General features: G+C 68.4%; 15 protein-coding genes and 1 other RNA gene. 3 read left to right on the forward strand and 13 right to left on the reverse strand.

Features of this window, described 5'->3' with window-relative positions; translation table 11 throughout:
- Positions 1–112 precede the first annotated feature (112 nt).
- The 7 genes from rpiA to SNE34_RS12780 all read right to left on the reverse strand — a co-directional run bounded on the left by rpiA (position 113) and on the right by SNE34_RS12780 (position 7,406).
- Entirely contained in the window at positions 113–775 is a 663-nt protein-coding gene (gene rpiA, locus SNE34_RS12750; protein WP_332617820.1) for a ribose-5-phosphate isomerase RpiA, read from the reverse strand.
- 8 nt (positions 776–783) lie between these two features.
- The gene (locus tag SNE34_RS12755; protein ID WP_332617822.1) at positions 784–1,254 is read right to left on the reverse strand and encodes an EVE domain-containing protein; all 471 of its coding nucleotides are present in this window, start codon (positions 1,252–1,254) and stop codon (positions 784–786) included.
- Positions 1,251–1,853, reverse strand: coding sequence for a 5-formyltetrahydrofolate cyclo-ligase (locus SNE34_RS12760; RefSeq protein WP_332617824.1), 603 nt, complete (start codon positions 1,851–1,853; stop codon positions 1,251–1,253). The genes SNE34_RS12755 and SNE34_RS12760 overlap by 4 nt, the downstream gene beginning before the upstream one ends.
- Before the next feature lie 114 nt (positions 1,854–1,967).
- A non-coding RNA gene (gene ssrS, locus SNE34_RS12765) (6S RNA) lies at positions 1,968–2,155 on the reverse strand.
- A gap of 95 nt (positions 2,156–2,250) precedes the next feature.
- Positions 2,251–2,550 (reverse strand): cell division protein ZapA, encoded by a 300-nt coding sequence (locus SNE34_RS12770; protein ID WP_332617826.1) that lies wholly within the window; start codon positions 2,548–2,550, stop codon positions 2,251–2,253.
- Complete coding sequence (locus tag SNE34_RS12775) at positions 2,547–2,768, reverse strand: TIGR02449 family protein (protein ID WP_332617828.1); 222 nt, start codon at positions 2,766–2,768, stop codon at positions 2,547–2,549. Before SNE34_RS12775 ends, SNE34_RS12770 begins: the two co-directional genes overlap by 4 nt.
- Positions 2,769–2,831: 63 nt before the next feature.
- Positions 2,832–7,406, reverse strand: a complete 4,575-nt coding sequence (locus SNE34_RS12780; RefSeq protein WP_332617830.1) for an EAL domain-containing protein — start codon at positions 7,404–7,406, stop codon at positions 2,832–2,834.
- Positions 7,407–7,533: 127 nt separating this feature from the next.
- On the opposite strand from SNE34_RS12780, the gene SNE34_RS12785 reads away from it, so the two are divergent.
- Both SNE34_RS12785 and SNE34_RS12790 read left to right on the forward strand, forming a co-directional pair.
- The gene (locus SNE34_RS12785; RefSeq protein ID WP_332617831.1) at positions 7,534–8,091 is read left to right on the forward strand and encodes a UPF0149 family protein; all 558 of its coding nucleotides are present in this window, start codon (positions 7,534–7,536) and stop codon (positions 8,089–8,091) included.
- Position 8,092: 1 nt separating this feature from the next.
- Entirely contained in the window at positions 8,093–9,430 is a 1,338-nt protein-coding gene (locus tag SNE34_RS12790; RefSeq protein WP_332617832.1) for an aminopeptidase P N-terminal domain-containing protein, read from the forward strand.
- Between the two features lie 812 nt (positions 9,431–10,242).
- On the opposite strand, the gene pepQ is transcribed toward SNE34_RS12790, so the two are convergent.
- The 6 genes from pepQ to rph form a co-directional block, all read right to left on the reverse strand.
- Entirely contained in the window at positions 10,243–11,571 is a 1,329-nt protein-coding gene (gene pepQ, locus SNE34_RS12795) for a Xaa-Pro dipeptidase (protein WP_332617835.1), read from the reverse strand.
- Positions 11,572–11,645: 74 nt separating this feature from the next.
- Positions 11,646–12,005: a PilZ domain-containing protein gene (locus SNE34_RS12800; protein ID WP_332617837.1), complete on the reverse strand. Its 360-nt coding sequence runs from the start codon at positions 12,003–12,005 to the stop codon at positions 11,646–11,648.
- Positions 12,002–14,290, reverse strand: a complete 2,289-nt coding sequence (locus tag SNE34_RS12805) for a DUF1631 domain-containing protein (protein ID WP_332617839.1) — start codon at positions 14,288–14,290, stop codon at positions 12,002–12,004. The genes SNE34_RS12800 and SNE34_RS12805 overlap by 4 nt, the downstream gene beginning before the upstream one ends.
- A gap of 140 nt (positions 14,291–14,430) precedes the next feature.
- A complete protein-coding gene (gene hemW, locus SNE34_RS12810; protein WP_332617841.1) occupies positions 14,431–15,603 on the reverse strand; it encodes a radical SAM family heme chaperone HemW in 1,173 nt (390 codons plus the stop codon).
- A 113-nt stretch (positions 15,604–15,716) separates the two neighbouring features.
- Positions 15,717–16,322, reverse strand: coding sequence for an RdgB/HAM1 family non-canonical purine NTP pyrophosphatase (gene rdgB / locus SNE34_RS12815; RefSeq protein ID WP_332617843.1), 606 nt, complete (start codon positions 16,320–16,322; stop codon positions 15,717–15,719).
- A gap of 111 nt (positions 16,323–16,433) precedes the next feature.
- Positions 16,434–17,195, reverse strand: coding sequence for a ribonuclease PH (rph, locus tag SNE34_RS12820; protein WP_332617845.1), 762 nt, complete (start codon positions 17,193–17,195; stop codon positions 16,434–16,436).
- Positions 17,196–17,273: 78 nt separating this feature from the next.
- On the opposite strand from rph, the gene SNE34_RS12825 reads away from it, so the two are divergent.
- A complete protein-coding gene (locus SNE34_RS12825) occupies positions 17,274–18,134 on the forward strand; it encodes a YicC/YloC family endoribonuclease (protein WP_332617847.1) in 861 nt (286 codons plus the stop codon).
- Positions 18,135–18,139: the final 5 nt, after the last annotated feature.

Genomic DNA, 18,139 nt, shown 5'->3' on the forward strand with positions numbered 1-18,139 from the left:
AGGCCGGTCCCCACAAGGGGCCGGCCTTCTTCTTTGTGCGCGACTGAAACAAAACCGAACAAGGTGTGATGAGGACGCGCGCCGAATGGCGCGCGCCCAGCTCGCTGATGAGCTAGAGGACCGTCGGCGGCTCGCCGCCGACGATGACCACGTCGGCCGCGCGTCGGGCGAACAGGCCGACGCTGACTACGCCCGGGATCTGGTTGATCGCGCTCTCCAGCGCGACCGGATCGACGATCGACAGGCCATGGATATCCAGGATCGCGTTGCCGTTGTCGGTCACCACGCCCTTGCCGTCTTCCGATTGGCGCCAGACCGGTTGGCCGCCGGTCATGCCGAGGATTTCGCGGGCAACCAGGCTGCGGGCCATCGGGATCACCTCTACCGGCAGGGGGAACCGGCCCAGCACGTCGACGCGCTTGGCCGAGTCGACGATGCAGACAAACCGGCGGCTCGCCTCGGCGATGATCTTCTCGCGGGTCAACGCGGCGCCACCGCCCTTGATCAGGCGCTTGTGCGGATCGCATTCGTCGGCACCGTCGACATACAACGACAGCGTGCCGGTGCTGTTGAGGTCCAGCACCTCGATGCCCAGTGCGCGCAGCCGTTCGCTGCTCTGCTCGGAACTGGAAACCGCACCCTGGATCCGATGCTTGATCCGGCCCAGTGCTTCGATGAAGTAGGCCACGGTCGAGCCGGTGCCGACGCCGACGATCATGCCGTCTTCCACGTAATCGATGGCTTTTTCGCCGGCCAGGCGCTTGGCTTCGGACATCTTCGTGTCTACTCGAGGGAAAGAAGGTATTTGTACTGTGCGGCCGACACCGGGAAGACCGATAGACGATTGCCGCGACGGATCAGGGCGAACTCTTCGCCCAGCCGGTCGGCGTGGCGCTTGATCTCGTCCAACGAAATCGTGCGCGAGAGCTTGCGTTCGAATTTGATGTCGACCAGATGCCAGCGCGGTTCCTCGCGGGTCGACTTGGGGTCGTGGTAATCGGACTTCGGGTCGAACTGGGTCTCGTCCGGATAAGCTTCGCTGGCAACCGTGGCGGTACCGACGATGCCGGGCACGGCGGTGTTGGAGTGGTAGAACAACACCCCGTCCCCGACCCTCATGCCGTCGCGCATGAAATTGCGCGCCTGGTAGTTGCGCACCCCGTTCCACGGCTCGATATCGACGCGCTGCAGGTCGTCGATCGAGAACGCTTCGGGTTCGGACTTCATCAACCAGTAACGTCGGCGTGCGGTCATCGGGCGCTCAAGTTGCGAAAATCGTGGGTGGTCGACTCCGTGCAAACCGCGTCGAGGCCGACGTCCCAGTCGGCGGAGTCGAGGGAATCGGCCTGCTGGATGGAAAACGCCGCGCCAACCAGCCACGGCGGCCCTGGCCGGTCTTGGCGGAAGGCGAAGCTGCGATCGTACCAACCCCCGCCCATGCCCAGGCGCGCGCCACGGGCGTCGAAACCAACCAGCGGCGCGACCACCAGCGTCATCTGCTCGGCGTCGAGCAACGAACCGGATTCGACCTCGGGTTCTGGAATGCCGTAGGCGTTGCTGATGAGGGGATCGCAGGGGCGCCAAGGCGCGAACCGGAGGCGATCGGCGGCAAGCACCGGCAGGCAGTAGACGCAACCGGGTGGCAACTTCAGCTGCCAGACGTGCAGGGCGATTTCGCCATCCATCGCCCAGTAGCCGGCGACGTAGCCTTGGGTGGGTGCGAACGGCAGCGCCAACAGATTGTCGGCCAGGCGCTCGGCGGCGGCGATGCGTTGCGCCGCGGGCAGGGCGCGACGACGTTGGCGAAGCTCGCTGCGCAGTTGCCGACGGAGCACGGCGTGGTCGACAGTCATCCAGTCGGGTCCTGGTCGCATTGGCAGGACGAATCCACGGCGCGAGCGCCACCGCACGTCGTTGCGTCCGGCGCCATCTGCACGCCACCACGGACGTCGAGCACGGAAAAGAAAAAGTCCTCCGCCGATGGCGATGCGCGCGAAACGACCTTGAACCCGGGGTTCAAGTGGGGACGCCTGGAGGCCGTCGGGCTTCCCGCTACCAGGGCGGACTTGCACTCCGGGCTTCCGTTGCGCCCCCGTGGTCGCAATTAAGGGACAAGGCGTATGTTTGCGCACGCCGTCGTCCACAGCAGAGGACGTGCGGCGATTATAGCGCGCGGTGGAGGAGTGCAAGAGCCATCCGTCGGCGACGGTGCGGCCGGGTTCACGCAGGCTCGCGTGAACGGCGCCCCGCTCAGCGTGAGGTGTCGAACAGGCCGTCGAGCTTGCGCTGCAGATCGCCGAGGCTGCGCGCGAGCTGGCGGTTGCTGCCTTCGTCCTCGTCGCGCAGTTGCTGGAGCTCGTGGGCGAAATTGAGCGCGGCCAGCACGGCGACGCGGTCGAGCGCGGCCATGCGGTTGCTGCCACGGATCTCGCGCATCTTGCTGTCGAGCAGCTTGGCCGCGGCGAGCAGGCTGTCGCGCTCGTCGGGTTCGCAACCGACCGTGTACTCGCGATCGAGCAGGCGGATGCTGACCGGTTGGCTGCTGCTCACGTGTGTTGCTCCAGCGACTTCAGTCGCGCGATCATCGCCTCGACCCGGGTCCGGGCCTGCTCGTTCTTGGCCAGCAGTGCCGAACGTTCGCCGGACAGCGATTCCTGCTGCTGGCGCAGGCTGCGGTTTTCTTCCTGCAGGCGACGGGTGTTGTCGGCCAGCTCGTCGACGCGGTCGATGAGGGCCTGCAGTTGGGCGAGCAGTTCGGCGCGGTCCATCCGCGCACGATAGCAGGCGCCCCCCGGCGGTCAAGGAATTCCGGTGACGGCGCCAGCTGGGGGTCAGGCCGCGGGTTCGGTCGAGGCGCGTTCGCGCAGGAAGGCCAGGCATTGCACCGACGGCATCGGTCGCGCCAGCCAGAATCCCTGGATCTCGTCACACCCCTGGCTGCGCAGGAAGTCGACCTGCGCGCGGGTTTCCACGCCCTCGGCGACCACGTTCAAGCCCAGCGAATGGCCCATGGTGATGATGGTGGCCGTGATCGCGGCATCGTCGGCGTCGTGGGTGAGATCGGCGATGAATTCCTTGTCGATCTTCAAGGTGGTGATCGGCAGGCGCTTGAGATACGCCAGTGAGGAATAACCGGTGCCGAAATCGTCGATGGCCAAGTCGACCCCCAGCTGGCGGAACGCCTGCAGGGTGGCCGAGGTTTCAGCCGCGTTGGCCATGACGACGCTCTCGGTCAATTCCAGTTCGAGGCATTCGGCCGGAACTCCGGTCTCCGCCAGCACCCGGGCGACGACCTCCGGCAGGTTGCCGCGCAGTAGTTGCAATGCGGAAACGTTGACCGATACCGACACGCCGCGCAGGCCATGCTCGCGCCAGCCGCGGAGGGCGCGGCAAGCCTCGCGCAGCGCCCACTCGCCGATCTCCAGGATCAGGCCGGTCTCCTCGGCCAGCGGGATGAACTGCATCGGGCTGATCTGGCCGTGCTCGACGCTGTTCCAGCGCAACAAGGCCTCGACCCCGGTGATGCGGTCGTCGGCCAGCGACAGCCGTGGCTGGAACGCCAGCGACAATTCGCCGCTGTCGAGCACCTTGCGCAGCGCCGCGGAGATCGTGGCGCGCCGGCGGACATCGACATCCATGCTTTCGGTGTAGCGCATGAACGCGCGGCGGCCGATTGCCTTGGCCTGGTACATCGCAGTGTCGGCGTGCTTGAGCAGGTCGGTCGGACCCTGCGCATGGTCGGGGTACAGGCTGATGCCGATCGACGGCGAGATCACCACGTTGTGGCGCTCGTCGAAATCGAGCGGCGCCTCGAACGCGGTGATCAGTTCGCGCGCAACCGCCTCGGCCTGGTCGATATCGTCGATGTCCTCGAGGATCACGGTGAATTCGTCGCCGCCCAGTCGCGCCACCGTGTGCTCGACGCCGACGGTCTGCTGCAGCCGATGGGCGGCGGCGCGCAGGATGCGGTCGCCGGCGGCGTGTCCCAGCGAGTCGTTGATGTCCTTGAAGCGGTCCAGGTCGAGGAACAGCACGGCGACCCGGCGCTCGTTGCCGCGGGCGCGCAGGATGGCGCGCGACAGCCGCTCCGACAGCAGCGTCCGGTTGGGCAGGTTGGTGAGGGTGTCGTAATTGGCCAGGTAGCGCAGTTCCTGCTCGGCGCGTTTCTGGTCAGTGATGTCGCTGAGCACCGCGACGTAATGGTCGCGCTGGCCGTTGCTGTCGGCCACCGCGCTGGCCTGCAGCCAGCACAGGAACTCGTTGCCGTCCTTGCGCTGCTGCCAGATTTCGCCCGACCAGCGACCGTCGCGTTGCAGGTCGTCGCGCATGCGCCGATAGAAGTCGGGGTTGTGCTGGAGGCTGTCGAGCAATCCGGTCGAACGGCCGATGACCTCGAGGTCGCCGTAGCCGGTCATGCGGGTGAACGCGGGATTGACCGAGACGAAAACGAAGTCGCGATCGAACACCGCCACCGCCTCGGCCATCGAACGCAGCACCTCGCTGGAGATGCGCCGTTCGCGTTCGGCGCTGCGGCTGGCGGTGATATCGCGGGCGGTGCCGGCCACCCGCAGCGCCCGGCCGTCGGTGCCGCGTCCGACCACCCGGCCGCGGGCGCGCACCCAGTGCCAGTCCTCGCCGCTGTTGTTGCGGGTGCGGTGTTCGGACATGAACAGTCCGATTTCGCCACGCAGGTGCTGGCGCATGGTCTCCAGCACGTGCGGCAGGTCGTCGTCGTGGATGATGTGGTCGTGGGTGACGTGGCTCTCCACCGAGATCTCCGGGCGTGCGCCGCTGGGTTCGGGGACGCGCATCCGGTGCATCTCGCGGGTGGCCAGGTCGTAGTCCCAGAACTGTTCGCCCGACGCCCACAGCGCAAGCTTGAGCCGTTCCTCGCGCTCGCGGATCTGGCGGAACCAGCCCTGTTCGCGGCGCCGGTTCACATGCCAGCGCCAGCCGAACATCGACAGCAGCACCAGTGCGGCGATCACCGCGGCCGCGATCGCCAGCGGATGGCGCCAGAAGGGCGGGGCGACTTCGACCGGAATCCGCAGCTCGCGCGAGCTCCAGTCGCCATCGCGATTGGTCGCCTGCGCGCGGAACACGTATTCGCCCGGCGGCAGGCGGGTGTAGGTGATGTCGGTGCGCGGGCCGTTGTCGATCCAGCCCTTGTCGAACCCCTCCATCCGGTAGCGGTAGTTGATGTTCGCCGCCGGGGCGAAGTCGAGCGCTCCGATCCGCAGGCGCAGGATGTCCGCGCCGTCGGGCACGTCCAGCTTGAGCGGTTGCCACATCACCCCGGCGTCGCTGGGGGCGTCGGCACCGATCCGCGCCGACAGCAGGCGCAGCGGCGGAACGTAGTTCGATTCCTTCATCCGCGCCGGGTCGAACAGGTTGAGTCCGCGCACCCCGCCCAGTGCGATCCGGCCGTCGTCCAGGTTGGCGACGGCGCCACCGTTGAACTCCAGGTCCTGCAGGCCGTCGGAGAGGCCATAGGTGCGTGCGCGGGCGGCTTCGGGATCGAAGCGGATGATCCCGCTGCCGGTCCCCAGCCACAGTTGCCCGTACGACGACGCGTTGCTGGTGATGGCGAACACGGCCGGCACCGGTCGGCCGTCCAGCGCCTCGGCGAGCGGGTGCTGGAACCGGACCTGGCCGCTGGCGCTTTCGACTACCCGGCTCAGGCCGGCGTGGGTGCCGACCCAGACCGTGCCGTTGCGATCCTCATGCAGCGCCCGGACCAGGCTGCCCGGCAGGCTTTCGAAGTCGTTGGCTTCATGGTTGAAGTGGCGCAATCGGCCGGTGGCCGGATCGAGCAGGTCGAGGCCGTCGCCGGTGCCGAACCAGATCCGGCCTTCGCGGTCCTCCAGCAGCGCATGCACGCTGGGGTGCGCGAGCTGCCGCCGGTCGCCGGCGCGGTGGCTGTAGTGGACGATCCGCTGGCTGCGACGCTGGTAGTGCAGGGCGCCCTCGCCATTGGTGCCCAGCCACAGGTCGCCCTCGCGGTCGACCACGAGGCTGCGCAGGTTGGCGTGGGTAAAATCGCCCAGCTCGATGACCTCGACGTGCCCGGATTTTGATTGCAGCCGCAACAGGCCGTCGGTGGTGGCCAGCCACAGGCGGTCGTGGCCGGCGCCGGCGATCGCCATGATCCGGCGCGGGACGCCGTCGCTCGTTGCCGGCAGGCGCGCCGTCCAGTCTTCGAAGCGGTCGCCGGCGATGTCGTAGCGCAACAACCGGGCGTTGTCGGTGCCGATCCACAATGCCCCGGCATTGTCCTCGTGCACCGAACGGACGCTGTCGTCGGCGGCGGCGTTGCGGATGCGTTCGCCATCGAGGTTGAGGATGTAGCTGAAGCGACTGCCGCGCGGGTCGGTCACCGAAACCCCGCGGAACTGGCCGCCGACCCAGAGCATGCCGCCACGATCGACCATCAGCACGTTGATCGAGTCTTCCGGCAGGGTCGCGTTGATCCCGGCGACCTCGCGGACGCGTCGAACGCTGCCGTCAGCGGGATCGAAACGGCGCAGTCCGCCGCCGCTGACCGACAGCCACAAGGCGCCGTCCGGCGCCTGGGTGATCGCGCGGACGTCGTGGTGTTCGGCTGCGTCCAGCGGCCAGCGTTTGCGCAGGACGCCGTGGCCTTCCAACTGGAACAGGCCATCGCGACGGCCGACCCAGAGCCCGCCATCGCGGTCGAGCAACAGGCTGCGGGTCAGTGCCGGCTGGCCGACCAACCGGGCCTTGCCGGCGGCGTTGATCTTGAACAGCCCCGCCGCGCTCGCCCACCACACGTTGCCGGCGCGGTCGGCCAGCAGCTGCTGGAACGGCGAGTCGCGCAGGCGACGTGGGTCGACCTGCAGTACTTGCCGGCGTTCGCCGGTGGCCGGATCGAAGCGCTCCAGTCCCTCTACGGTTCCCACCCACAACTTGCCATCGCGCGGCAATAGCGCCATTACCTGGCGCCGGGCCTGCTTGCCGTCGCCCTCGCCGTCGGTGCCGGCAGCGAAGCGCTCGATCCGGCCGCTGGCGAGGTCGATGCGTGAGACAAACTGCGAATAGAAACCCACCCATAGGGTGTCGTCGCCTTCCAGCGCCAGCGCGGTGATGTAGCTGTCGGGCAGGCTGGCGGGGTCGCGCGGCTCGTGGCGGTAAGGGACGTAGTGCTGGCCGTCGTAGCGGTGCAGGCCGCCCTGGGTGCCGACCCAGATGAAACCTTGGGCGTCCTGCACCATCGCGGTGACGGTGTTCTGGGTCAGTCCGCGTTCGCTGCCGATCCGGGTGAAATAGTAGTCGCGCGTCGCCGCCCGCACAGGCGCCAGCACCGCCGCGCCGAGTACGGCGCAGGTCAGCAGGATCGCGCAGGCACGGCCCAGGAATGTAATGGTTGAGGGTGGATACGGACGCACGGCACCGCGGCGGTTGGCGTGGCAACGGCCAGTTTAGGCAGGCGCCGGCGTCCACAACAAGTTTTGTCAAGGTTTTGGCGTGGCGGATTGCTAGACTGCAAGGCCCCTTTTTTGCCGGTGACAGCCCATGCCGCAAGGCGCCACCCCCGACCTGCCCGACCTCTCCGCCGTCGACGCCGAAATCCGCCAACTGGCGCTGGCGACCTCGGCCTCCGAGTTGCACGGCGCCCTGTGCGGCTGGCTTGCCGGCGGTGGTGCGTCGCTGCGGGATTGGCCGGCCAGGGTGATGGTGGACCCCGAACTGGCCGCGCCGGTCGAGGGCGGCGCGCTGGATCGGCTGCGAATCACCAGCGCGGCCCAACTGGCCGACCGCAGTTTCGAGTTCAGCCTGCTGCTGCCGGCCGAGGAGGCGCCGCTGGCCGAACGCAGCGGCGCGTTGTTCGATTGGTGCCGCGGGTTCCTGGGCGGCTTCGGACTGGCGTCGGGAGCGTCTCCAAAGTTGTCGGAGGAGGCCGCCGAAGCGCTCGGCGACCTGGCCAAGCTGGCCGCGGCGCAACCGCAGGACGAGGGCGACGAAGAGGACGAGGCTGCCCTCGCCGAGATCGAGGAGTTCGTCCGCGTCGCCACCCTGCTGCTGCACGGCGATTGCGTGCTCGCCGCCGAGCACCGCCAGCGGCTGAACTGACATGTCCAAGCCCCTGAGCATGCCGGCCACGGCCTACGCACGCCGGCGCAAGCAGCTGATGCGGATCGCCGGCGACGACGCGATCCTGATCCTGCCGGCCGCGCCCGAGCGCGTGCGCAGCCGCGACACTCATTACCCGTACCGGCAGGACTCCGACCTGTTGTACCTGACCGGCTTCCCCGAACCCGAGGCGGTGCTGGTGCTTGTGCCCGGCCGCGCGCACGGCGAGACCGTGCTGTTCTGCCGCGAGCGCGACCCCGACCGCGAAGGTTGGGACGGCCCGCGCTTCGGCACCGAAGGTGCGGTCGAGGCGTTCGGGCTGGACGATGCCTACCCGATCACCGACCTCGACGACATCCTGCCGGGCCTGCTCGAGGGCCGCTCGCGGGTGTACTACCACTTCGGCCGCGACGCCGAGTTCGACCTCAAGCTGATCGGCTGGGTCAACCGCGTGCGGGCGATGATGAAGATGGGCAACACCCCGCCGCACGAGTTCCTCGAGCTCGGCCACGTGCTCGACGAGATGCGCCTGTTCAAGGACCGCGACGAGTTGCGTTTCATGCAGCGCGCCGCCGACATCAGCGTCGCCGCGCACGAGGCGGCGATGCGCGCCGTCCGCCCGGGGATGCACGAGTACGAGCTGCAGGCCGAGCTGGAACGGGTGTTCCGGACCAATGATTCGGTGCCGGCCTATGGCAGCATCGTCGGTGCCGGCAGCAACGGCTGCGTGCTGCATTACGTCGCCAACAACGGCCCCGTGCGCGACGGCGACCTGGTGCTGATCGACGCCGGTGCCGAGTACCGTGGCTACGCCGCCGACATTACCCGCACGTTCCCGGCCAGTGGCCGCTTCACCAAGGAGCAGCGGATCCTCCACGACCTGGTCTGCGCGGCGCAGGCCGCGGCGCTGGCGCAGGCGCAACCGGGCACGCCATACCAGGCCGGCCATGATGCGGCGGTCGAGACGCTGACCGAGGGCCTGCTTGAACACGGGCTGCTAAAGGGCAAGCTGGCGAAGAACATTGCCGAGGGCAACTACAAGCGGTTCTACCGGCACAAGACCGGGCACTGGATCGGGATCGACGTGCACGATGTCGGCGAGTACCGCATCGATGGCGAGTCGCGGTTGCTGGAGCCGGGGATGGTGTTCACGATCGAGCCGGGGCTGTACATCGCGCCCGACGACACCAGTGTGGCGGCGAAGTGGCGCGGGATCGGCATCCGGATCGAGGACGACGTGCTGGTCACCAGGGACGGGCACAAGGTGCTGACCGACAAGCTGGCGCGCAGCGCGGACAAGATCGAGGCGTTCATGGCTCGGGTGCGGACGAGTGGGTAACGGTTGCTGGGTCTGCGGTTACATGCGGACCAGTGCACGGTGCTTTGATCGGCAACAACAGCAGCAGCAACAGCAACAGCAACAGCAACAGCAACAGCAACAGCAACAGCAACAGCAGGGCGGGTTCCCGGCTTCGGTAGGAGCGCCGCCCTGTCCGGGCATTGCTACTCGGTTCGGGCAGCCATCCATGGCCGCACTCACCGCCGTGCGCCATCCATGGCGCACTCTCCGCAATACCCAAACAGGACGCCGCGTCGTGTGTGTGGGGCGCGGGTTCTGGTTGGATATCGTCGTGGTGCATCCACAGATTTTTGCTTGGTGGCGAATGTGTGGGCTTTTGTAGGAGCGGCTTTAGCCGCGATCGGATAACTGCTTGCTCATGCCGACTCCAGATCGCGGCTAAAGCCGCTCCTACAAAAAGCGCCAACATCCGCTTAACTCCGATGTAGGAGCGACGTGAGTCGCGACCCGCCGAACCTTTGAGGCTATGTACAGGCCGCGACTGACGTCGCTCCTACCCGAAGCCCCATCCACGAAGCCGCAGACAACCGGGCAGGAGGTGGACGGTGGGGGAATTGCGCAAAGCGGGCCATGGATGGCCCGCGGCCCGCCTCAGGGCAGGGTGAGCGCAGGCGGCTTGCGCGGCACTGCCGCGGGCCTGCGCGAACGCCCGGCGCGCTCCGCCGGGCCGGACCGCGGAGCGGGCCCTGACGAAGGGCTGGAGCAATTCCCCCGCCGGCCGCCTCCTGCGCGATGCTACCCGCCGACGGAGCCACGTCCGTTCGCGAAAGGAAACGCTTGCCAACAGCGACTCACCCCAACGCCGCAAACGCCTCGCGGGTCAAATTGATCGGGTCGCCGTCGGTGCAGACCACGTCGTCCTCGATGCGGATGCCGCCATACGGACGCAGCGTGTCGACCTTGTCCCAATCCACCGCCGCGGCGTGCTCGCCGTCGCGCAGTTCCTGCAGCAGCAGGTCGGCGAAATAGATTCCCGGTTCGATCGTGACCACCGCGCCCGGTTCCAGTACCCGGGTCAGGCGCAGGAACGGGTGGCCGTCGGGCGGGTCGATCCGGCCGCCCTCGTCGGACGCGAGGAAGCCGCCGACGTCGTGGACCTGCAGGCCGATGTAGTGGCCGATGCCGTGCGGGAAGAACTTCGCGCTGACGCCGGTCTCGACCATCGACTCCGGGCTCATGTCGACCACGCCGGAGTCGCGCAGGATCGTCGCCATTTCCAGATGCGCATCGAGATGGATCTGCTTGTAGTCGACCCCGGCGCGCACGCGGTCGCACAGGCGCTGCTCGGCAGCGTCGACCGCGTCTATCATCGACTGGAATTCGCAGGCCGGGTCGAACGCGTAGCTGCGTGTGATGTCGCTGGCGTAGCCGTCGTGGCTGCCGCCGGCGTCGATCAGGAAGCTGCGGATGTCGGCGGGTGGCAGCCGGTCGCGTTCGGTGTAGTGCAATACCGCGCCGTGCTCGTTGAGGCCGATGATGTTGCTGTAGGGCAGGTCGTTGGCGTCCTGCCGCGCCGCCTGGCAGTAGGCCAGGTGGATGCCGAACTCGCTGGAGCCGGCACGGAACGCGCGCTCGGCGGCGCGGTGGCCGCGCACGCCGCGGACGCTGGCGGCGCGCATCATCGCGATCTCGTAGGGCGTCTTGATCGCGCGGTGGTACTCGAGATGGTTGACCACGGCCGGCGGGTTGTTCGGCACGAAGTCGCCGATCGCGCTCTGCGCCTCGCCAAGGATCGCGCAATGGCTCGCATCCTTCGGCAGGTGCTGCAGCGCCTCCTCGGGCTTGCGGATCACCACCACGTCGAAATGCTCGACCCAGTAGCCCGCCGGTGCCTCGGGCACGACGTGCCAGTAGTCGAACGGCTGCAGGTAGATCAGCGTGGGTTTCTCACCCGGGGTGTGCACCACCCAGCTGCCGGGGTTGCGGGTCAGCGGCGCCCAGGCCTTGAATTGCGGGTTGACCGCATACGGATAGTCGCGGTCGTCGAACAACTGGTAGTGCAGCGTGCCGCTGGGGACCACCAGGCGATCGAAGCCGCCGCGTTCGAGCGCCTGGGTGCTGCGGCGCTGCATTTCGCCGACATGGTGGGCGTAGGCCTGCGCCAGGTCCTGGGTGGTCATTGGGGGTCCTTGTGGGGGCGTCCGCCGATTCTGACCCAATCCCCGGGACGTCGCAGGGGTCTTTGGTCACGCGCTCAGACGTAACTGCCGCCGGGCAGTTCGAGCCAGTCGCGCAGCGCCCGTCGCTGGGATTCGGGCAGGTTGATGAAACGCAAACCGCACCAGCTCTGGCCGGGCGCGCTGGCGTCGTCGCGCCACAGCACGTGGCCGCCAATCTCGACCGCCAGCGGCCGGCCGCCGTGGTCGGCCAGCTCGAAGCGCAACTGGTAGAGCGCGTCGTCGACCAGCGGCGTGCTGGCGATCAACAACATGCCGGTTTCCGAAATGTTGCCCAGCCGGCCGACCACTTGGCCGGTCATGCTGTCGATCACGGAGACCGTGTCGGGGACGCGGCGGCGCGGCTTGCGGCGGGTATCGGCGGCCGATGCGCTCATGCGGATTCCTCCTGCTTGCGGTCGCGCCCGGTCAGCCCGCGCAGCGCGCTGAGCGAAGCCTGCCACGCGCGATCGACCAGGCGGCCGCGGTCGGCGCTGACCACCCGGGCCTGGCCGATCGCGAGCAGCCGCGCGACCTGGTCGAGGTCGTGGGCGACGTTGTCGTCGACCCGCTGGCCGCGCTGGTTGACGAACAGCGCGCGACCGGTGGTGGGACTGAACCAGGCCAGCCGTCGGCGCACCATGTCGCCCTGCTGGTTGGTCGAAAATTCGATCCAGGTTCCGAACGGCAGTGCCCGCAGCAGTTCGTAGCACTCCTGCTCGCGCGGGGTGCGCGGCTCCGGTTCCGCCGGCTTCGGCTCGGCATCGGCGCCGAGGCGGGTACGCGCCTTGAGCTTGATCGCCAGTTCGGTGCGCGAGGCGGGGTCGTCGTTGTCGTCGGGCACGCCGGTCAACTGGCGGGCGATCGCCACGGCTTCCTCGCCGTGGTAGCCGACCAGGCCCAGCGCGGATTCGATCCGCGCGGCCAGACCGTCCGGTGCGGGTTCGCCGAGCAGGTGGGTGGCGACGATCTGCGCGGTCGCGGTGGCGTGCAGGCGCCATTCGCCGGAGTCCTCGCCATGGCGCAGCAGGACCAGGGTCAGCACGTCGGTCCAGGCCTGGTCGAGCAGGGTGCGCAGGAACTTCGGCAGGGTTCCGCCACCGACCGCCTGGTCGATGGCTTCGTTCGCACGGGCCTTGGCCAGGTCCAGCTTGTCGCGTCCGCGCGCGGCGTCGACGTGCCGGCGTTCGCTGACCTCGGCCTTGCGCGCCATCGCCTGCAGGTGCTGCTGCAGCTTCTGGTTGGCCGAGTCGAATACCGTGGCATCGCCGTCGTAATGGGTGACGACGTGGTCGACGGCGTGTTGCAGCTTGCTGTTGAGTTGCGGGTCGGTTTCGTCGTCGGCGATCCAGACAGCGCCCGCCTCCGCGACCGCGTTGAGCAGCTGCCGAGCCGGGTGCTCCTCGCGCACGAAGAAGCCGCGGTCCTGCAACGCGACCCGCAGCAGCGGCACCTGCAGGCGGTCGAGCAGGTCGTTGCTGGGCGCACCCTTGCGCAACTCGCTGCCGATCGCGGTGTACAGCAGGTTGAGCAGTTCGAAGGTGTCGTTGTCCTCGCCCGACAGGGTGGTCGCGTGGCCGCGCTGCAGGCGGCTCTGCGCGAGCAGCGCCTGGCGGATGTCGGGCACGCTGCGCGGCGATTGCGGGGTCGGTGCCCGGGTCTGCAACGCACCCAGCGCGGCGTCGATCTCGGCGCTGGCCAGTGCCGTGCGCGGGCGGCCGGCGGTGCCGGTCGACGGCGGAGCGGCTTCGCCGGTGGAGTCGGTCGCGGCGCGGCGTTGGGCCAGCAGTTCCCGCAACAGCGCCAGCATTTCGGCTTCTTCGGCGCTGCCATGAGCGCTGCGGTCGGCTTCGCCGGGCCAGGCGGTGTAGTTGCGCGGCTGTCCCGCGGCGCCCTCGGCCGGGGCGTCCGGCGAGGTCGACCGACGGTCCTGCGCGGCGTCGCTGTCAGGGGTCGCGCGGCGGCGTCGCAACGGCACGAAAGTCAGTTCCGGCAGCACGTTGGCGCTGTCGAGCAGTGCGTTGATCGCTTCCACCCATGGCGCGTAGCCGGGCATCAGCTGGCGGTCGTAGAGCTGGTACAGCTGCAGCCGGGTTTCGAGGTTGAGTTCCAGCACGGCGCCGGCCTCGGCCAGCAGGCGGCCGAAAGCCTGCGGACCCACCGGCAACGAGGCGGCATCGAAGGCCGGCGCACCGGCCAGCACGCCGAACCGCTGGCCCAGCAGCAACAGCGGCAGGCCGGCGCGCGACTCGTGGCGCAGGGCAATCGTGCTCAGCACGGCCTCTTCGCTGATTTCGTTGTGGTCGACCAGCCGCAGCGAGTCGTAGACCGGTGTGTCGAGGGCGTCGTCGTCCGGCCGAGCGGGGGAGCGGATGCCCATCAGCAGCGTCTCCAACCCGCCGAGGAACGTCGGCGCGAAACGGTCGCGATGCAGCCGCAACTTGCGCAGGGTATCCATGTATCCCGACTGCAGCGCCGGATTGCGGGCCAGTTCGGCCTGGCCGTAGACGTCCTGCTCCAGCGCGACCAGCACCCGCTCCAGTTCGCGGTTGAGCTCGGGGGTCAGTAGTGCCAACACCTGATCAAGTAACTGTCGTACCCGAGGCGGCAACGCGTCGCGAGCCGCCTTGTCGCGCATGGACGCGCCGTGAGGGTCGGTACCGGAAGCATGGCGATTGGACATGCGTTGGGGCTCCCCCCGGAACCCGGTGTGTTTCGATGGACCCGGCCATCTCCGAATTGAACGACGCGATTGGCGATGCCAACCCGCCTTGTGCCAAGACTACCCTGTCCCGACGATCGGTGGCGACGGCGGCGCGACGGTCAAGTCTTTGACGCGGGCTCCACCAGGAACAGCGCCACGACGTCGTTGGTGAAGCGGCGTCCGAGGTCGGTCGGTCGCACCCGACCGGCGTCGATAACCAGCCAGCCCCGGTCGATGGCGATTCGCAGTTGCGGCTCGATCATCGTCGCGGACAACCCGGTACGCGCTTCGAAAGTCGCCAGCTCGAAGCCGTCGACCAGCCGCAATGCGTTGAGCATGAATTCGAACGGTCGCCGCTCCGGCGTGATCCGCTCGTCGCCACCGACCACCGCCTCGTTGCCGGCCTCGGCGAGGTAGCGGGTCGGATGCTTGTGTTTCCAGCGTCGCAGGATGCTTTCGTCGTGGCCGAGGGTGAGCTTGCCGTGCGCACCAGCGCCGATCCCGAGGTAGTCCCCGTACTTCCAGTAGTTGAGGTTGTGCGCGCACTGGCGCCCCGGGCGGGTGTAGGCGCTGACCTCATACTGGACGTAACCGGCATCGGCCAGCAGCGCCTGGCAATGCTCCTGCATGTCCCAGCCGGCGTCGTCGTCGGGGATCCCGGCCGGCGGGCGCGCGGCGAACACGGTGTTCGGCTCCAGGGTCAGCTGGTAGTGGCTGACGTGGGTCGGTTGCAGGGCGAACGCGCGCTGCAGGTCGTGTTCGGCCATCGCCAGGTCCTGGCCGGGCAGGGCGTACATCAGGTCGAGGTTGAAGTTGTCGAAGCCGGCGTCCTGCGCCAGCTTGACCGCGGCCTCGGCCTCGCGGCTGTCGTGAATGCGGCCGAGCCGTTGCAGGCAGCCGTCGTCGAAACTCTGGATGCCGAAGCTCAGGCGGTTGACGCCGGCGTTGCGGTAACCCTCGAAACGGCCGTGCTCGGCGGTGCCGGGGTTGGTTTCCAAGGTGATCTCGCAGCCCGGGGCGAAGCGCAGTCGCGAACTGGCGCCCTGCAGGAAGCGGTCGATGAACTCCGGCGGCATCAGGCTCGGCGTGCCGCCGCCGAAGAACACGGACTGCACGGTGCGGCCCCAGACCAGCGGCAGATCAAAGTCGAGGTCGGCCAGCAACGCATCGACGTAGGCCGCGAACGGCAGTGCACCCCGGCCTTCGTGCGAGTTGAAGTCGCAGTACGGGCATTTGCGCACGCACCACGGGATGTGGACGTACAGCGAGAGTGGCGGTGGGGTGAGGGGCATGCGGGTATTGTCCCACCGGGAGTGACTGCAGTCCCGGTGCGCGGGGGTTGCTTCGGGTAGGAGCGACGTCAGTCGGACCTGTACATCGCCCTAAGGGTTCGGCGGGTCGCGACTTACGTCGCTCCTACAAAGGAGGGCAGCTTCTGCCGCAACATCGCCAGCGCCTGGCCGCGGTGGCTGATTCGGTTCTTGGTCGCCGGTTCCAGCTCGGCAGCGGTCTTGCCGGTGTCCGGGTCGAGGAACAGCGGGTCGTAGCCGAATCCGCCTGAGCCACGCCGCGCGCCCAGCACCCGGCCATGCCACTCGCCCTGCGCGATCAGCGGACGCGGATCTTCGGCATGCCGAAGCAACACCAAGGTGCAATGGAAGTGCGCCCCGCGTTGCGCCTCGGGCACGCCCTCGAGCGCCTGCAGCAGCTTGTCGATATTGCGCGCGGGATCACTCGGTTCGCCGGCATAGCGCGCCGAGTAGAGTCCCGGCGCACCGTCGAGCGCGTCGACGCACAGCCCGGAATCGTCGGCCAGCGCCGGCAGCCCGGTCACGCGCGCGGCGTGGCGCGCCTTCAGCAGGGCGTTCTCGACGAAGGTCAGGCCGGTTTCCTCGATGTCCTCGACCCCGAGCTCACCTTGCGCGACGAACTCGATCCCGGCCTCGCCGAGCAGGCGGTTGAACTCGGCCAGCTTGCCGGCGTTGCCGCTGGCGACGACGATGCGGTTCATGGCTGCACCCTGATGAAGAAACGTACCTGTAGGAGCGGCTTCAGCCGCGATCTGGAATCGGTCGCCGGTGCCGGGTTCACGATCGCGGCTGAAGCCGCTCCTACAAAAAGATCAGCTGGCCGCGAGCGCTTCGCGCTGCTTCGCCACCAGTTCGGCGATGCCGGTCTCGGCCAGCGCGGTCATCGCGGCCAGCTCCGCGCGGCGGAACGCGTGGCCTTCGGCGGTGCCCTGCAGTTCGATGAAACCGCCGCCGTCGTTCATGACCACGTTCATGTCGGTGTCGCAGTCGCTGTCCTCGGCGTAATCGAGGTCGAGCACCGGCACGCCGCGGTAGATGCCGACCGAGACCGCGGCGATCGCACCGAAGATCGGCGAGCGCCCGCAGCTCGGCGGCTTGATCGCGCGGCTGTCAATCAAGCCCTGCACCGCATCGACCAGCGCCACGTAGGCGCCGGTGATCGCCGCGGTGCGGGTGCCGCCGTCGGCCTGCAACACGTCGCAGTCGAGGGTAATGGTGCGCTCGCCGAGCAGCTTGCGGTCGATGCAGGCACGCAGCGAGCGGCCGATCAGGCGCTGGATCTCCAGCGTGCGGCCGCCCTGCTTGCCACGCGCGGCCTCGCGGTCGTTGCGGGTGTTGGTGGCGCGCGGCAGCATGCCGTATTCGGCGGTGACCCAGCCTTCGCCCTTGCCGCGCAGGAAACCGGGCACGCGGTTCTCGACGCTGGCGGTGCACAGCACCCGGGTATCGCCGAAGCTGATCAGCACCGAACCCTCGGCGTGGCGGGTGAAGCCGCGCTCGATCCGCACCTCGCGCAACTGGTCTGGGGCGCGGCCGCTGGGGCGGGAGAATTCGGTCGTGCCGGCAAGTGGCATGGGGCGATTCATCATCGAAGTTAGGGGGTTTGCGGCGCGCGAGTTTACCATTCGCCCCTTGTCCTACCGGGAAACGCCATGATCCGCAGCATGACCGCCTTCGCCAGCGGCGACCGCGTCACCGAATGGGGCACGCTCGGCTGCGAGCTGCGCTCGGTCAACCATCGCTTCCTCGAGATCGGCGTGCGCCTGCACGACGACCTGCGCGCGCTGGAGCCGATGCTGCGCGAGCGCATCGCCGCCCGCATCAGTCGCGGCAAGCTCGATCTGACCCTGCGCCTGCGCTCGCCCGAGGGTGGTGGTGGCCTGCACGCCGACCCGACCCGCCTGCGCGAACTCAGCGACCTGGCGATCGACCTGTCGGCGCGTTTCCCCGGCCTGCATACCGAGTTCACCCAGTTGCTGCAGTTCCCCGGCGTGCTGCAGGCGCCGGCGACCGACGCCGCCGCGTTGCAGGCCGAAGCGCTGGCGTTGCTGGACGAGGTGCTCGACGAGTTCGTTGCCGCGCGCGAGCGGGAAGGTTCGAAGCTGGCCGCGGTTATCAACGAGCGCATCGACGGCATTGCCGGGATCGCCGCCGACGTGCGCGCGATCATGCCGGCGATCCGCGCCGGCCAGCGCAGCAAGCTGGAGACGCGGCTGGCCGACCTGGCCCAGCCGGTCGAACCGGGCCGGCTGGAGCAGGAGCTGGTGATCTGGTTGCAGAAGCTCGACGTCGAGGAAGAACTCGACCGGCTCGATTCGCACGTCACCGAGGCGCGCCGGGTGCTCAAGCTGCGTGAGGCGGTCGGCCGCCGGCTCGACTTCCTGCTGCAGGAGTTCAACCGCGAGGCCAACACCCTGGGTTCCAAGTCGGTCGACGCCCGCAGCTCGGCTGCCGCGGTCGAGCTGAAGGTCCTGATCGACCAGGTCCGCGAACAAATCCAGAACATCGAGTAGCCGGA

It is taken from the genome of Novilysobacter erysipheiresistens (assembly GCF_036663935.1).
Lineage (GTDB): Bacteria > Pseudomonadota > Gammaproteobacteria > Xanthomonadales > Xanthomonadaceae > Novilysobacter > Novilysobacter erysipheiresistens.

What these genes read in the sequence shown, in the direction of transcription:
- rpiA (WP_332617820.1), bottom strand. Translation starts at nt 775, where the DNA reads ATGTCCGAAGCCAAGCGCCTGGCCGGCGAAAAAGCCATCGATTACGTG.
- SNE34_RS12755 (WP_332617822.1), bottom strand. Translation starts at nt 1,254, where the DNA reads ATGACCGCACGCCGACGTTACTGGTTGATGAAGTCCGAACCCGAAGCG.
- SNE34_RS12760 (WP_332617824.1), bottom strand. Translation starts at nt 1,853, where the DNA reads ATGACTGTCGACCACGCCGTGCTCCGTCGGCAACTGCGCAGCGAGCTT.
- SNE34_RS12775 (WP_332617828.1), bottom strand. Translation starts at nt 2,768, where the DNA reads ATGGACCGCGCCGAACTGCTCGCCCAACTGCAGGCCCTCATCGACCGC.
- SNE34_RS12785 (WP_332617831.1), top strand. Translation starts at nt 7,534, where the DNA reads ATGCCGCAAGGCGCCACCCCCGACCTGCCCGACCTCTCCGCCGTCGAC.
- SNE34_RS12790 (WP_332617832.1), top strand. Translation starts at nt 8,093, where the DNA reads ATGTCCAAGCCCCTGAGCATGCCGGCCACGGCCTACGCACGCCGGCGC.
- pepQ (WP_332617835.1), bottom strand. Translation starts at nt 11,571, where the DNA reads ATGACCACCCAGGACCTGGCGCAGGCCTACGCCCACCATGTCGGCGAA.
- SNE34_RS12800 (WP_332617837.1), bottom strand. Translation starts at nt 12,005, where the DNA reads ATGAGCGCATCGGCCGCCGATACCCGCCGCAAGCCGCGCCGCCGCGTC.
- SNE34_RS12805 (WP_332617839.1), bottom strand. Translation starts at nt 14,290, where the DNA reads ATGTCCAATCGCCATGCTTCCGGTACCGACCCTCACGGCGCGTCCATG.
- hemW (WP_332617841.1), bottom strand. Translation starts at nt 15,603, where the DNA reads ATGCCCCTCACCCCACCGCCACTCTCGCTGTACGTCCACATCCCGTGG.
- rdgB (WP_332617843.1), bottom strand. Translation starts at nt 16,322, where the DNA reads ATGAACCGCATCGTCGTCGCCAGCGGCAACGCCGGCAAGCTGGCCGAG.
- rph (WP_332617845.1), bottom strand. Translation starts at nt 17,195, where the DNA reads ATGCCACTTGCCGGCACGACCGAATTCTCCCGCCCCAGCGGCCGCGCC.
- SNE34_RS12825 (WP_332617847.1), top strand. Translation starts at nt 17,274, where the DNA reads ATGATCCGCAGCATGACCGCCTTCGCCAGCGGCGACCGCGTCACCGAA.